The following is a 13,818-nucleotide window of genomic DNA, read 5'->3' on the forward strand; positions in this document are numbered from 1 at the left end:
GGTCGTCCGGAGCGCGGTCGATGCGCTCAGTAGGCAATCATGCGCTCACGGCGCACGGAATACGTCACGAATCCGGCGCCCAGGCAGAGGAAGAGCGTGCCGCCGACGAGATAGGGCGTCGTGTCCACGGCGCCGGTGTCGGCGAGCCGGGTCCCGTCACCGCCGGACAGCGCGTGCGGCCCGGAGTCCGACTCCGTGGAGATCCGCGTCGTGGCCGTGACGGTCGGTGCGGACGTCGGCGCCGTCGCGCTCGGAGTGGGTACGTCCTGGGTCGCGTTGGCGGACGGGACGAACCACAGGGCACCCAGGAGGGTCCCTGCTGCGGTAGCGGTCAGCAACGATCGACGTGCGGCGGACACGAAATATCGATCCCCTTGTGGCGCTTGCGAATTGGCCGTGTGGGGCGATGCTAATGAAAGGCGCGGGTCGGGGGAAAGTCGCGCATCCCACGGGCCGTACGCTCCCTCCCATGAGTACCCCTGAGACATCACAGTTTGTCCGGCTTCGCGTCGAACTCGTGCTGGAGATCGACGACGCCGACGCCGTCACCAAGGCCGCGCTGCGCCGGATCGGCGACGACGCGGACATGCCGGCCGATGAACGGTCGCACGCCGAGGGCGCAGTGACGGAAGACACGGCCGAGGCTCTGGCCTATCTCGTCGACCCGTTCGACCTGGTCAGCGAGGTGCCCGGGATCGAACTCGCCCAGGCGTCCTGGAGCAGTGAGCCCGTTGACTACGATCCCGATTCGCCGGATTGGGACATCGACGAGGATGATGCTGACGAGGACGACGAGGAAGACGTGCGCGGCTGACGCGGTTCGGGGAAAGTGTGACCCCGGTCGGCAACCGCCGTCCGGGGTTTCCTCGTCTCCGATGACGCACCGGCCACCTCCGCACCACTTCAGTACGTCTGTCCGCGTGTCCGCGCACGGCGAAACGTGGCGTGGGACACACTTCCGCGGGAAGTGGAACGGGGCGAACCGGTTGCGGCGTTGAGTGTACTTACGGGGGCTCTCCCGTGATCCTTTCGGGATTAGGCAACGATGGAGAAGCGTGTGATGACGGACAGTAAGCGGCGCAAGCGTCTGATGACCGCGTCCGCACTGCTCGGCGGGGTGCTGGTGCTCTCTGCGTGCAGCGGAGGCGGAAACAAGGCCGGCGCAACGGACGGCGGCGACCCCACGTCGCAGGCCAAGGTCGACGAGGCGGCAGCCAAGAAGACCTCCGAGGCTCTGATCACGATCACGCCCAAGGACGGCTCCGACAACGCCTCGATCAACAACGGCACGGCGGTCACGGTCAGCAAGGGCTCGCTCACGTCCGTCACGATGAAGACCGCCACCGGCACCGCCGTGGCCGGTCAGATATCGGCGGACAAGAAGAGCTGGAAGCCCCTCAACCGGCTGGACCGCGCCACCACGTACAAGATCGCCGCTGTGGCCGCCGACTCCGCGGGCCGCACGGCCAACGAGAACGCGTCGTTCACCACGGTCTCCCCGGCCAACAGCTTCATCGGCAACTTCACGCCGGAGGACGGTTCCACCGTCGGCGTCGGCATGCCGGTCTCGATCAACTTCAACAAGGCGATCACCGACAAGGCCGCCGTGCAGAAGGGGATCACCGTCTCCTCCAGCAGCGGCCAGGAGGTCGTCGGGCACTGGTTCAACGCCAACCGCCTGGACTTCCGGCCCGAGAACTACTGGACCGGCGGCTCCACCGTCACCCTCAAGCTGAACCTCGATGGTGTCCAGGGCGCGAGCGGTGTCTACGGCGTGCAGCAGAAGACGGTCACCTTTAAGATCGGCCGCAACCAGGTGTCCATCGTCGACGCCCAGACCAAGACGATGAAGGTCACCCAGGACGGCAAGGTCGTCAAGACCATCCCGATCTCCGCGGGTGCCCCGGACCACACGACGTACCAGGGCCAGATGGTGATCTCCGAGAAGTTCAAGGAGACCCGGATGGACGGCTCGACGGTCGGCTTCAAGAAGAACGACGGCAAGGGCGAGTACGACATCAAGGACGTGCCGCACGCCATGCGCCTGTCGAACTCGGGCACCTTCATCCACGGCAACTACTGGGGCGCGAAGTCCGTCTTCGGCTCCGTCAACACCAGCCACGGCTGTGTCGGTCTGTCCGACACCAAGGGCGCGGGCGACCCCAACACGCCCGCCGCGTGGTTCTTCAACAACTCGCTGATCGGTGACGTCGTGGTCGTCAAGAACACCGGCGACAAGGCCATCGCCCCGGACAACGGCCTCAACGGCTGGAACCTGGACTGGGCGGCCTGGAAGGCCGGTTCGGCCGTCTGATTTCGAGGCAGCACCCGACGCCGATGCGGCGGCGGCCCCCACGGGCCGCCGCCGCATCGGCGTTTCTCAAAGATTTCTGGGCCCGGCCACAGCCTTCTCATCATTCTCTTATTTCGGCCTTATGCCTTCATCACGCGCCGTACCTAGCTTGCGGCCATGTTCTTCACCTACCTGAGGCGCGAACTGCGCCGCCGCAGAAAGGCGGCCCTCGTCGTCGCCTCCGGGCTCGCCCTGGGCATAGCCCTGGTCATCGTGGTCAGTTCCGTGTCCTCGGGCATGGAGAAGGCCCAGGGCAAGGTCCTCCAGTCGCTGTACGGGCTGGGGACCGACATGACGGTCACCAAGGCCGCCGCGCCGGCCACCAGTACCAGCCAGGGCCCGCGCTTCAACTTCGACGCGAACGACAGCGGTTCCGACAAGGAGCAGAGCAGCGACCGCGTCATGGTCCAGGGTTTCCAGACCCTGGCCTCCTCGACCGTCGCCAAGGTCGACTCGCAGAAGGGCGTCGCGGACGCCGTCGGCGGACTGAGCCTCCGAGTCGTCCGGATCAACGGCCAGTTCACCCGCGGTCAGTTCCAGCAGAACCCCAACAGCGGTAGCGGGCAGCGCGGTCGGGGCGGCGCGCAGCCTTCGCCGCAGGGCACCGTCAAGGGCGGCGGCGCCGACTTCGACGTCAACAACTACTCGGTCTTCGGCACCGACGTCACCAAGCCCGCCCTGGGCCCGCTGACTTCGTCGAAGATCACCAGTGGCCGTACGTTCAAGACCTCCGAGACGAACGCCAAGGTCGTCGTCGCGGACACGTCGTACGCCAAGGAGAAGAAGCTCAAGCTCGGTGGCACCGTCACCATCAAGAGCGTCAAGTACAAGATCGTCGGACTCGCGACACCCGACAGCGGTGACGCGGCGGCCAACCTCTACATCCCGCTCCAGCAGGCGCAGACGCTCAGCGGCTCCAAGAACAAGGTCACCACGATCTACGTCAAGGCATCGGACTCGCAGCAGATCTCCGGCGTCAAGAGCACCATCCAGAAGAACATCTCGGGCACGACGGTCACCACCTCTGCGGACCTCGCGAAGACCGTCTCCGGCTCCCTGTCCACCGCCTCCAACCTCGCCTCGAACGTGGGCAAGTGGCTGTCGATCGCGGTGCTCGTGGCCGCGTTCCTGGTCGCCGGTCTGCTCACCTCCTCCGCTGTCTCCCGCCGGGTGCGCGAGTTCGGCACCCTCAAGGCGCTCGGCTGGAAGTCGAGCCGGGTGACCCGTCAGGTGGTCGGCGAGGCCATCGTCAACGGCCTGGTCGGCGGCGCCCTCGGTATCGCCCTCGGCCTCGCGGGCGCCTATGTCGTCACCGAGATCAGCCCCAACCTCCAGGCACAGCTGGGGAGCACGGGCGGTGGCCAGGGTGGCGGCCCCGGCGGCTTCGGCGGCGGCTTCGGCGGCCCGGGGCGGCAGACCGCCTCCAAGGCCCTCGACGTCGTACTCACCGCGCCCGTCAGTGTCGACACCATCGCCGTCGCGGTCGCACTGGCCGTCGCCGGCGGTCTGATCGCCGGTGCCTTCGGCGGCTGGCGCGCCTCCAGGCTGCGTCCCGCGGATGCCCTGCGCCGCGTCGAATAAGCCCCGCCCCTTACGTACTTACGTATCCCAGGAGTTGCACCATGTACGAACTCAGAGGCGTCACCAAGCGCTACAAGCGGGGCAAGGAAACGATCGACGCGCTCGCCGGGGTCGACCTGACCATCGGAGACGGTGACCGGCTCGTCATCCAGGGCCCCACCGGCGGCGGCAAGTCCACCCTGCTCCAGATGCTCGGAGGGCTCGACCGTCCCACCGAGGGCAGTGTCGAACTCGACGGCACGGACATGGCGAAGCTGTCCGAGGCGAAACTCACCAAGGTACGCAGCGAGAACATCGGCTTCGTCTTCCAGAGCTTCAACCTGATCCCCACGCTCACCGCCCAGGAGAACGTCGAGACCGCGCTCGTACCGCTGCGCGTGAAGGCGAAGGAGCGGCGCGAACGGGCCGCCGCGGCACTGGAGTCCGTGGGGCTCGCCGAGCGGCTCGGCCACCTGCCCGCCGAACTGTCGGGCGGTCAGCAGCAGCGTGTGGCGATCGCCCGCGCCCTGGTCAAGCAGCCCAAGGTGCTGCTCGCCGACGAGCCCACCGGAAACCTCGACGAATCCATGCGCGACGAAATCATGGACGTACTCGAAGCCATGTGGAAGGAGCACGGGCTCACCTTCATCATGGTCACGCACGACTCCTCGATCGCGAAGAAGGCCCCGCGCGTCGCGACGATCCGCAAGGGAAAGATCACCGTCAAGGAGAACGCGGGAGCCTAGCGGGGACGGGCCGACGACCTCGGTCCCCGGTACACCGCGGGGGAAGTGAGCCCGCAGCGAACGGGCCACCGGAAACAGGGCTTCCGGTGGCCGTTCGTGTTTGTGTGGGGACATGACCGTTTCGACAGTCGAATACATCCGCTACCGGATTCCCGAGCAGCAGTCGGCCGAGTTCCTGGCCGCCTACACCCGGGCCGCCGTCCAGCTCGCCGCGGCCCCGCAGTGCGTCGACTACGAACTCGCGCGCTGTGAGGAGGACTTCGAGCACTTCGTCCTGAGGATCACCTGGACCTCGACGGAGGACCACGTCGAGGGCTTCCGCACCTCCGAGCTCTTCCCCGACTTCCTCGCCGAGATCCGCCCCTACATCGGCAGCATCGAGGAGATGCGCCACTACAAGCCGACATCGGTGCGGGGCCGGGGCGCCTCGGTGCCCACCCTCTACGCCTGGGCGGGCGGGGCCGAGGCCTTCACCCGACTCACCGAGGCGTTCTACGACAAGGTCCTCAAGGACGACCTCCTCGCACCCCTGTTCGCGGACCTCGCGCCCGAACACGCCGCGCATGTCGCCCTCTGGCTCGGCGAGGTCTTCGGCGGACCGCCGGCGTACTCCGAAACCCAGGGCGGTCACGGCCACATGGTCGCCAAACACCTGGGCAAGGGCATCACGGAGGTCCAGCGCCGCCGCTGGGTCAACCTCCTCCAGGACGCCGCCGACGACGCGGGACTCCCCACCGACGCCGAGTTCCGCTCCGCCTTCCTCGCGTACACCGAGTGGGGTACGCGGCTGGCCGTCCACTTCTCCGGCCCGGACGCGAAACCGCCGGCGGAGCAGCCGGTACCGAAGTGGACCTGGGGGGCCGCACCGCCGTACCAGCCGTGAGCCGTGAGCCGTGAGCCGTGAGCGGTGGTTCGCGGTTCGTGCCCGTCGCCGGGGCCGTGGTATGCGTTCCGTCCCGTCGTCCTGCCGGTGCGGGGTCGGGAGACGGCCCAGCGTGGGTGCGGTGGCGGGGCGAGGGCTGCCGGGGGGCGGTTACGGGGGACGGCTACGAGGGTGAGGACGTGCCCGCGCGGGTCGCGTCCGTTCCCCACGACGCCAGCAGCCGCAGCGCCTCCGCCGAGCTCGACCCCGGCTCCGCGTGATACGTCACCAGCGCCAGCTCGGTGTCGCCGACCAGCCGGAACGACTCGAACTGCAACGCGAGGTCGCCCACCAGCGGATGCCGGAGCAGCTTCACCCCGTGGCTCTTCTCCTTCACGTCGTGCGTCGCCCACAGCCGCCGGAAGTCCTCGCTCTTCACGGACAGCTCCCCGACCAGCGCGGCCAGCCGCGGATCGTCCGGATGGCAGCCCGCGTCCATGCGCAGCAGGCAGACGATGTCGATCGCCTTCTGCTCCCACTCCACGAACAGGTCACGGTACTTGGGCCTGAGGAAGACCATCCGCGCCCAGTTCCGCTCCTGCGGCGGCAGCTCCGACCAGTCCCCGAAGACGGCCGCGGCCATCCGGTTCCACACGAGCACGTCGGAGCGCCGCCCGGTGATGTACGCCGGGACGCCGTCGAGCGTGTCGAGCAGCTGACGCAGGGCGCCGCGCACCTGCTGCGGCCGGGCCGCCTGCTTCTTCTTGTGCTGCTTGGGCTTCGCGAGGTGCGTGAGGTGGTTGTGCTCGGCATCCGTCAGCCGCAGTGCCCGCGCGATGGAGTCCAGCACCTCCGCCGACACATTGCGCCCGTTGCCCTGCTCAAGGCGCGTGTAGTAGGCGACGGACACTCCGGCCAGCTGGGCCAGCTCCTCGCGGCGCAGTCCGGGCACCCGGCGGTGCCGCCCGAAGTCGGGCATCCCGACGTCCTCCGGTTTCAGCCGGGCGCGGCGGCTGCGCAGGAACTCGCTGAGCTCGGCGCGCCGGTCGAGCGGGTGGGCCGCCTCGCCGACGGGCCCCACAGAGGGCTGTTCATCCATCCGTCCAGTATTCACGGTCGTACGCTGCGGAGCCTGACCCCGCCAGTGGTAGGACCAGCGGACATACGCAGAGCCGTGACCTGGGTGAATCCTGGGGGATCGGGCAGGTTGGTTGCCGTGCCCGACGAAAGACAGCCGGGCACGGTCCACCCCCCTCCCGAGGAGAACCCCGGCATGACCACTGTCGTTGCGTACGCCGCTCCCGCCGCCAAGGCTCCGCTGGAGCGCACCACCATCGAGCGTCGCGAGGTCGGAGAGCACGACGTTCTGATCGACATCAAGTTCGCCGGCATCTGCCACTCCGACATCCACCAGGCCCGTGAGGGCTGGGGAGAGGCCATCTTCCCGATGGTGCCGGGCCACGAGATCGCCGGCATAGTCTCCGAGGTCGGCTCCGGCGTCACCAGGTTCAAGGTCGGCGACCGTGTGGGCGTCGGCTGTCTGGTCGACTCCTGCCGCGAGTGCGACAACTGCAAGGCCGGTCTGGAGCAGTACTGCACCGGCGGCGGCGTGGGCACGTACAACTCCGTCGGCAAGGACGGCGAGCCCACCTACGGCGGCTACTCCGAGAAGATCGTCGTCGACGAGAACTACACCCTGCGCATCCCCGACGGCATCTCCCTCGACGTGGCCGCGCCGCTGCTCTGCGCCGGCATCACCACGTACTCCCCGCTCAAGCACTGGAACGCGGGCCCCGGCAAGAAGGTCGCCGTCCTCGGCATGGGCGGTCTCGGCCACATGGGCGTCAAGATCGCCCACGCGCTCGGCGCGGAGGTCACGGTCCTCTCCCAGTCGCTGCGCAAGAAGGACGACGGGCTGAAGCTCGGCGCCGACCACTACTACGCCACCAGCGACCCGGAGACCTTCAAGGAACTGCGCGGCACGTTCGACCTGATCCTCTCCACCGTCTCCGCCCCGCTGGACCTGGACGCCTACCTCGCCCTGCTGCGGACGGACGGCGCCTTCGTGAACGTGGGCGCACCCGAGGAGCCGGTCCGGCTGAACCTCTTCTCGGTGATCGGTGGCCGGAAGACCCTCGCGGGCTCCGGCATCGGCGGCATCCAGGAGACCCAGGAGATGCTGGACTTCTGCGCCGTGCACGGCTTCGGCGCCGAGATCGAGCTGATCGAGGCGTCCGGGATCAACGAGGCGTACGAGCGGGTGCTGGCGAGCGACGTCCGCTACCGCTTCGTGATCGACACGGCCACGATCCAGTCGATGGGGCCTGCCTGATACTCATGGCCTCCGGGCGCCGTTCCGGTCGTACGACCGGAACGGCGCCTTCGTGCTTCCGATGTGAGGTGACCTGCGCTGATACCCCGGGAGGGCAGCCCTCGCAGGATGGATGTGCGGGACGGCGATTACTGGATAGAGTCACCCTTTTACACATGGTTGTGGGGGCAGCCAAGGGGGCCTCTGGGCTGCCGACATCGGGGGAGGGCCCGCAGCACATGAGTCGTCGCTCTACTGGTTTCGTCGGCGTCTGGGCCGAGGTCCAACGGCAGCAGCAGCGCCAGCTGGAGCTCGACGCCAGAAGGCGGAGGCAGGAAGAACAGCAGGCCCGGGCCCACCAGCGGCGAGCCGCCCAGGAGTACCGCGAGTACCGGCAGGCGGAGGCCCAGCGCCGTACCGAAGAACTGGACGCGCAGGTCGCCTCACTGCAGGGCCTTCTCACCGCGGGCTGCCGTGCCCCGGCCTTCCGGGCCGCCTCACTCCTGCGCCCCGAACAGATCCAGCCCTTCGCCCCGGGGCCGCTGGCGCAGCCGGTGGTCATGCCGGACATCGGCCAGTACCAGGCGCAGAGCGGCTGGACCGCGAACCGCCGGGCACAGGCGCAGGCCGAGGCGCAGGCGCGGTTCGAGCGGGACTGGCACGCGGCCCAGGCCGCCGAGGCGCACCGGCAGCGGCAACTGGCCTCGTACCAGCGGGAGTACCAGCAGTGGGCCGATGCCCAGCTGGCGGACGTACGCCGCCACAACGCCGGTGTCGTCGACGTGTCCGAAGGGGTCCGCCGCAGGGATCCCGACTCCGTGATCGAGTACTTCTCCGCCGCTCTCTACTCCTCGTCGGCGTGGCCGGAGGGCTTTCCGCGGCAGATCGCCGCCGCCTATGACCCGGCGGCCGGGCAGCTGGTGCTCGACTGGGAGCTGCCCCCGTACCACGTCGTCCCCGAGACGAAGTCCGTCCGGTACCTGTCCGGGGCCGATCAGGACAAGGAAACCCCTCGCCCGGTGACCCAGCGGCGGAGCCTGTACCGGGAGGTTCTCGCCCAGTGCGTGCTGCTCGTGCTGCACGAGCTCTTCGGAGCCGATGAACAGGGTGCACTCGAATCGGTGGTCCTGAACGGCTTCGTGGACGGACACGACCCCACGACGGGCCGACCGGGCCACATCTTCCTCACGACGGTCATGGCCTCCCGCTCCTCGTTCCTCGAACTGCACCTGGCGCAGGTGGACGCGGGCAGCTGTCTGGCCGACGGACTGCGCGGGCAGCTCTCGGCCCGGCCGGACCAGCTCACTGCCGTACGGACGGGCCGACGGCCGCAGGATGTCGGCAACCGCGTCGTCGCCCACGGCAGCGACGAGGAACCCGATCTGTACGCCATGGATCCGATCGCGTTCGAGGAACTCGTGGCGGACCTCTTCCGGGCCATGGGGATGCAGGCGGTGACGACCCAGCGCTCGAACGACGGCGGCGTGGACGTCGACGCGCTGGACCCGGCACCGATCCGGGGCGGCAAGATCGTCGTGCAGGTGAAGCGCTACCGGAACACCGTGCCGCCCACCGCCGTACGCGATCTGTACGGGACGGTGCAGGACGCGGGCGCCAACAAGGGTGTGCTCGTGACGACGTCAGGGTTCGGCCCCGGCTCGTACACCTTCGCCAACGGCAAGCCGCTGGAGCTCATCCCGGGACCTGAACTCGTGGACCTGCTGCATCGCCATGGACTGCGGGGAAGGCTGGGCGACGGCGGCCGTCCGCCCGCGGCATCGCCGACGCAACCGTCACGGCCGCAGTCACAGCCGTCGTCACGGCCGTCGACACGGCAGGCACAGCCCGCTCCGTCGACATCTTCGGATCCGCGGACCCGGCCGTCCGACGACCACAACATCCTGGGCATGTCGTGGACCGGCCGCGTCGCCCTGGACGTCTGCGCACTCGTCTGCCGGGGTGGACGTGTCCTCAGCGACGATCACTTCGTCTTCTACAACAACCCGCGGACACCGGACGGTTCGGTGCGCGCACTGCCCGCGGCGCCGCCCGACAAGGCCGCGATCCGCGTCTCCTTCGACGGGCTGCCGGCGGAGGCCGACCGGTTCGTCCTCGTGGCCGCCATCGATCCCGAGGTCAACCCGGACGCCGACCTCTCCGGTTTCACGGACGCCGGCATCCGGCTGCTCGATCCGAACCTGGCCGAACTGGACCGGCTCGACGTCTCCGACGGCCGGCCGGGCGAAACCGCCCTGGTGCTCGGCTCCTTCCGCAGAAGGGCCAACGGGGACTGGAAGTTCGTCCTCGGCGGCAAGGGCTACACGGGCGGGCTGGAAGAACTCGTACGGGACTTCGGCATCGCGGTGGAGTAGGACTTCCGGCGGTCCGCATGCCCGTCGACCGCCCGAGGTTCCCCTGCCTGTCGCAGGGGGACCATCCTTCACAGCCTCCGGAGCCTCACTGCGAGACGACCGCGCCGTCGTAGACGTTGTTCGGGGTGACGATCTGTGTGACGGCCTTGGCGAACAGCGTGGACGGCTCCTGGCCCTGATAGGAGACATCGGTGTTGAGCATGATGACCAGTGTGGCCTTCTTAGAGGGCAGGTAGACGGTCACGGTCTCGTATCCCGGCAGGGAGCCGTTGTGCCCGATCCAGCCGTTGGCGTCGAAGATGCCGAGGCCGTAGGTCGTTCCCGGGAAGCCGGTCGGCAGTGTTTCGAGGCGCTCCGCCTGGGTCTCGGGGCTGAGCAGGCTGCCGGTGGCGACGACCTTGGCCCAGCGGCGCAGGTCCTGCAGGTTCGAGATCATCGCCCCGGCCGCCCAGGCCCAACTGGGGTTCCAGTCGGCGGCGTTCGCGATGTCGCCGCTCAGCGTCTGGTCGGTGTAGCCCTGCGGGTGCGGCTTGGGGAACTCGTTCCCCTTCGGGAACAGCGTGTGACGCAGATGAGCCGGGCGGAGCACCCGCTGGTCGATGAAGTCGCGGAGCTTGTGACCGCTGACCTTCTCGACGACCAGGCCGAGCAGGATGAGGTTGGAGTTGCAGTACTGGAACTGTGTGCCGGGCGCGAAGGTGTTCGGGTGCTTGTAGCCGTACGCGAGCAGTTCCCGCGGGGTGAAGGTGCGCTGCGGGTTGCTCAGCAGGTCGTGTTCGAAGTCCGCGTCGGAGGTGTACGGGAACAGGCCGCTGCGCATCTCGGCGAGCTGACGCAGCGTGATGTGGCGGCCGTTCGGTACGCCGGGGATGTAGCGGGAGATCGGGTCGTCCAGCCGGACCCGGCCGTCGTCGACGAGCTTGAGCAGCGCGGTGACCGTGAAGGTCTTGGTCTCGCTGCCGATCCGGACGTAGGAGTCGACGGACATCGGCTTGCGGGTGGCGGTGTCGGCGACGCCGGTCGCGCGGACGTAGTTCCCCTTGCCCGGCATCCACAGTCCGACGACGACACCGGGGATGTGGGCCTGCGTACGGACGTCCTCGATGGCCTTGTCCAGCCGGGCGCTCAGCTGGGGGCTGAGGCCGTGCTCCGGGGCGTCGTCCTTGCCGTACCCGTCGACGTCCGCTGCTCGGAAGCCTGTTGTGCGGACGCCCGCCCGGTGATCGGCCGCGGCGGGCGTCGCTGCCATCGGGGCCAGCACGGACGCCACGAGCAGTGCCGCGGCGAGCGGTAGGCGGTAGGAGGTACGTCGCATGTCGGGGCGCCTCTTCAGGTTCAGGGGAACGGACGGCAACATCACCATCCACACCCCCGGCAAAGGTCCGGGTCCGATCCGCGTTCCGTCAATTCCACTCAATCGGAGTCGCTGGTGTGGGTGATACGGCGGGCCCCTGTCCGTTCTTCGCGAGCGCCCTTTGCCGTGACGCGAGCGAAGTCGTGCGGGATTCGGGCTAGCGTCCCGTCGGGATCGTTTGGGGGGACGGATGAACGGTTGGGATCGGCTTCGGGAAGGAACGCGGGCAGGTCGTCCGCTGCTTCTGATCGCCGGGTTGTTCGCCGCGGGCACCATCGTGATGTGGCTCGCGGTGACTCATCTCGCCTACGCCACGGGTGTGGCGGGCACGTCCGGGTACCTCCGGGTCGAGGCCTGCTCCTGGAGCTCTGCCGGGGGCCACCGGTATCCGCACTGCCACGGCGTCTTCCGTTCCGTCGACGGGACTGTGGTGGACCCCGATGCCACGATCGACACCAGCCTGTCCGCCGGCAGCACGGTCGCGTTGCAGCGGACAGCCTCCGACGGATACGAGCAGAAAGGTGTCGGCGCGTCGTTCGGGTGGCTGGCGCTCTCCCTGCTCGGCCTGATGGTGCTGGTTCTGGGGACCCTGCTCGTACGCGCCAGGGCGGGCGCGCGTGGCAGACCCCGCGCGCTGCTGGTACTGCTCGGCGTACTGGGCGCCGTGATGCTGCTCAGCGCGTTCATAGGCGGAGTGGCGGGGATGGCCGAGGCGTTCTGAGCGGTGGCCGCAGCCCGCGCACGTAGTGCGACAGGCATGCGTTCCGCAGCCCACTCGAAGCCCTCGCGACGGATCTCGACGGCCAGAACGGTCCCCTGGCCCTCCTTCGTGCCCCAGCCACAGCGATACATCATCCACAGAAAGCTGGGCTTGATCCGTGTCGAGCCTTACTCACAGACCTTTCCATTTCCAGGATGTCCCTGGCTGGACTTGTCGAGGGTCCTGTCAGATGCAAGGGAAGAAGCGCTTTCCAGGTGAAGAGGCGTAGTGGGGCGTACCCGCGTGTCCGCGGCGAGGGCGGCGGCCGCGGGGGCCTCGCAGGCCGGGTCGGTGCTGCTGGTCGAGGCGGTCCGCAGGTCCGGTCCGGACCCGCGATATCGGCGGGACCCACGCCGTGGCGCAAGCAGCGGGCGGTGCACCATCCGGGCAAGATCCTGCTGGACGCGGCCCTGGCCGTAGCGCTCGGCGGTGACTGCCTGGCCGGCATCGGCGTGCTGCGGGCCGAGCCGGGCGTGTCCGGCCCGGTGGCTTCCGATCCGACGGTCTCCCGTCTCGTCGACGTGCTCCCCGCTTCCGGCCCGAAGGCCCTTGCGGCCTGCGGCTGTTCTCTGTTGCCGTGCGGATCGTGAGCACCGGCCGCCACCGCCTGCCGGCCCGGTGGCCACGGACGGGTCCGTTCGCATGCGCTACGGCTTTCGGGTGCTTCTGCTGCGCGATCATGAGACCCGGCGCGTCAGTGCACGTTTCGGCATATTCCGAACTAATCTCCCGGAATTGTAAAAGTCGATCTTCCGTAGATCGCACCCACTCACTCCATCGGAGATGACATGCGCAAGCTTCGCAACGTTGCCGTACTGATCGCCGCGATCGGCAGCATCGGACTCGTGGGCGGCACGGCCCACGCCGGTGGCCACGGCGACGGGTTCGACATCAAGCAGCACTCCTCCTGCAAGTCGCACGACCTGAACCTGGACGTCCTCGGCCAGGTGGGCCTGCTCAACGGCCTGGGCGGCAACCTGCTGGGCGGCGAGGGCAACCCCGGTGCCCAGGTCACCACCATCGGCTCCACCGCGGGCTGCAACAACAGCGCCTTCTGAAGTCCCGGCCGACGCTGAGTCACCGGCCGATAGATGGTCCCGGTCCCGGGCTTCAGGCCCGGGACCGGGACCGGGACCATATGCGTGCGCCGGCAGGGCTCCGAGGTGAGCTTGTTCTGAGCTTGTTCCGCTTCGACGGACACCATCGGTGTGGTGGTCAGGCTGCGATGGGCGCCGACTATGCGGCGCTGTCTGGCCGGCATACCGCACAGCAGGCGGACCGGTTCACCGAAGGACTTCACCCCGTGCCGCTGCGCCCCTTCTGGCTGTGAGCCCCCACGCGTTTCTACGTCGCCCCAGGGCTTGTCCCTGCACGTCTCGGACGAAGGTGACGACAGCTTCAGCATTTGGGCCGGCGCCACTCACCGCAGCGCTCTCGCCCCGCTGGCCGACGCCGTTGACGGCACACGTCGACTACGCCGCCCGACCACATATGGATACG

12 protein-coding genes and 2 pseudogenes are annotated in these 13,818 nt (G+C 68.6%); 10 read left to right on the forward strand and 4 right to left on the reverse strand.

The genetic code is table 11. From position 1 onward, the window contains the following. Positions 1-26: 26 nt before the first annotated feature. Positions 27-359: a hypothetical protein gene (locus N4G66_RS02080; protein WP_261702160.1), complete on the reverse strand. Its 333-nt coding sequence runs from the start codon at positions 357-359 to the stop codon at positions 27-29. Positions 360-469: 110 nt separating this feature from the next. Here N4G66_RS02080 and N4G66_RS02085 point away from each other — a divergent pair, with 110 nt between their 5' ends. From N4G66_RS02085 to N4G66_RS02105, 5 genes are all read left to right on the forward strand, one after another. Further along, a complete protein-coding gene (locus N4G66_RS02085; RefSeq protein ID WP_261702161.1) occupies positions 470-814 on the forward strand; it encodes a hypothetical protein in 345 nt (114 codons plus the stop codon). A 246-nt stretch (positions 815-1,060) separates the two neighbouring features. Then, positions 1,061-2,314 (forward strand): L,D-transpeptidase, encoded by a 1,254-nt coding sequence (locus N4G66_RS02090; RefSeq protein ID WP_261702162.1) that lies wholly within the window; start codon positions 1,061-1,063, stop codon positions 2,312-2,314. Positions 2,315-2,470: 156 nt separating this feature from the next. After that, entirely contained in the window at positions 2,471-3,934 is a 1,464-nt protein-coding gene (locus tag N4G66_RS02095; protein ID WP_261702163.1) for an ABC transporter permease, read from the forward strand. Positions 3,935-3,975: 41 nt separating this feature from the next. After that, entirely contained in the window at positions 3,976-4,659 is a 684-nt protein-coding gene (locus N4G66_RS02100) for an ABC transporter ATP-binding protein (protein WP_261702164.1), read from the forward strand. 112 nt (positions 4,660-4,771) lie between these two features. Continuing rightward, positions 4,772-5,542, forward strand: coding sequence for a group II truncated hemoglobin (locus N4G66_RS02105; protein ID WP_261702165.1), 771 nt, complete (start codon positions 4,772-4,774; stop codon positions 5,540-5,542). 163 nt (positions 5,543-5,705) lie between these two features. On the opposite strand, the gene N4G66_RS02110 is transcribed toward N4G66_RS02105, so the two are convergent. Further along, positions 5,706-6,620, reverse strand: a complete 915-nt coding sequence (locus N4G66_RS02110; protein ID WP_261702166.1) for a helix-turn-helix domain-containing protein — start codon at positions 6,618-6,620, stop codon at positions 5,706-5,708. Between the two features lie 174 nt (positions 6,621-6,794). Between N4G66_RS02110 and N4G66_RS02115 the strand changes: the two genes are divergently transcribed. Both N4G66_RS02115 and N4G66_RS02120 read left to right on the forward strand, forming a co-directional pair. After that, on the forward strand, positions 6,795-7,853 hold the full coding sequence (locus N4G66_RS02115) for an NAD(P)-dependent alcohol dehydrogenase (protein ID WP_261702167.1): 1,059 nt from the start codon (positions 6,795-6,797) through the stop codon (positions 7,851-7,853). 218 nt (positions 7,854-8,071) lie between these two features. Then, a complete protein-coding gene (locus tag N4G66_RS02120; RefSeq protein WP_261702168.1) occupies positions 8,072-10,204 on the forward strand; it encodes a restriction endonuclease in 2,133 nt (710 codons plus the stop codon). Positions 10,205-10,289: 85 nt separating this feature from the next. Here the strand turns inward: N4G66_RS02120 and N4G66_RS02125 are convergent, their stop codons facing one another. Beyond that, on the reverse strand, positions 10,290-11,519 hold the full coding sequence (locus N4G66_RS02125) for a serine hydrolase domain-containing protein (RefSeq protein ID WP_261702169.1): 1,230 nt from the start codon (positions 11,517-11,519) through the stop codon (positions 10,290-10,292). Between the two features lie 295 nt (positions 11,520-11,814). On the opposite strand from N4G66_RS02125, the gene N4G66_RS02130 reads away from it, so the two are divergent. Next, the gene (locus tag N4G66_RS02130) at positions 11,815-12,279 is read left to right on the forward strand and encodes a hypothetical protein (RefSeq protein WP_261702170.1); all 465 of its coding nucleotides are present in this window, start codon (positions 11,815-11,817) and stop codon (positions 12,277-12,279) included. 10 nt (positions 12,280-12,289) lie between these two features. Here the strand turns inward: N4G66_RS02130 and N4G66_RS02135 are convergent. Then, a pseudogene (locus N4G66_RS02135) lies at positions 12,290-12,440 on the reverse strand (DUF4291 family protein); the annotation flags it as partial. Positions 12,441-12,533: 93 nt separating this feature from the next. Between N4G66_RS02135 and N4G66_RS02140 the strand changes: the two are divergent. Both N4G66_RS02140 and N4G66_RS02145 read left to right on the forward strand, forming a co-directional pair. Beyond that, positions 12,534-12,875, forward strand: a pseudogene (locus N4G66_RS02140) (transposase); the annotation flags it as partial. Between the two features lie 231 nt (positions 12,876-13,106). Next, positions 13,107-13,376 carry a hypothetical protein gene (locus tag N4G66_RS02145; protein WP_261702171.1) on the forward strand — a complete coding sequence of 90 codons (270 nt, stop codon included), beginning with the start codon at positions 13,107-13,109 and terminating at the stop codon, positions 13,374-13,376. Positions 13,377-13,818: the final 442 nt, after the last annotated feature.

It is taken from the genome of Streptomyces rhizosphaerihabitans (genome assembly GCF_025399795.1).
Taxonomy (GTDB): domain Bacteria; phylum Actinomycetota; class Actinomycetes; order Streptomycetales; family Streptomycetaceae; genus Streptomyces; species Streptomyces rhizosphaerihabitans.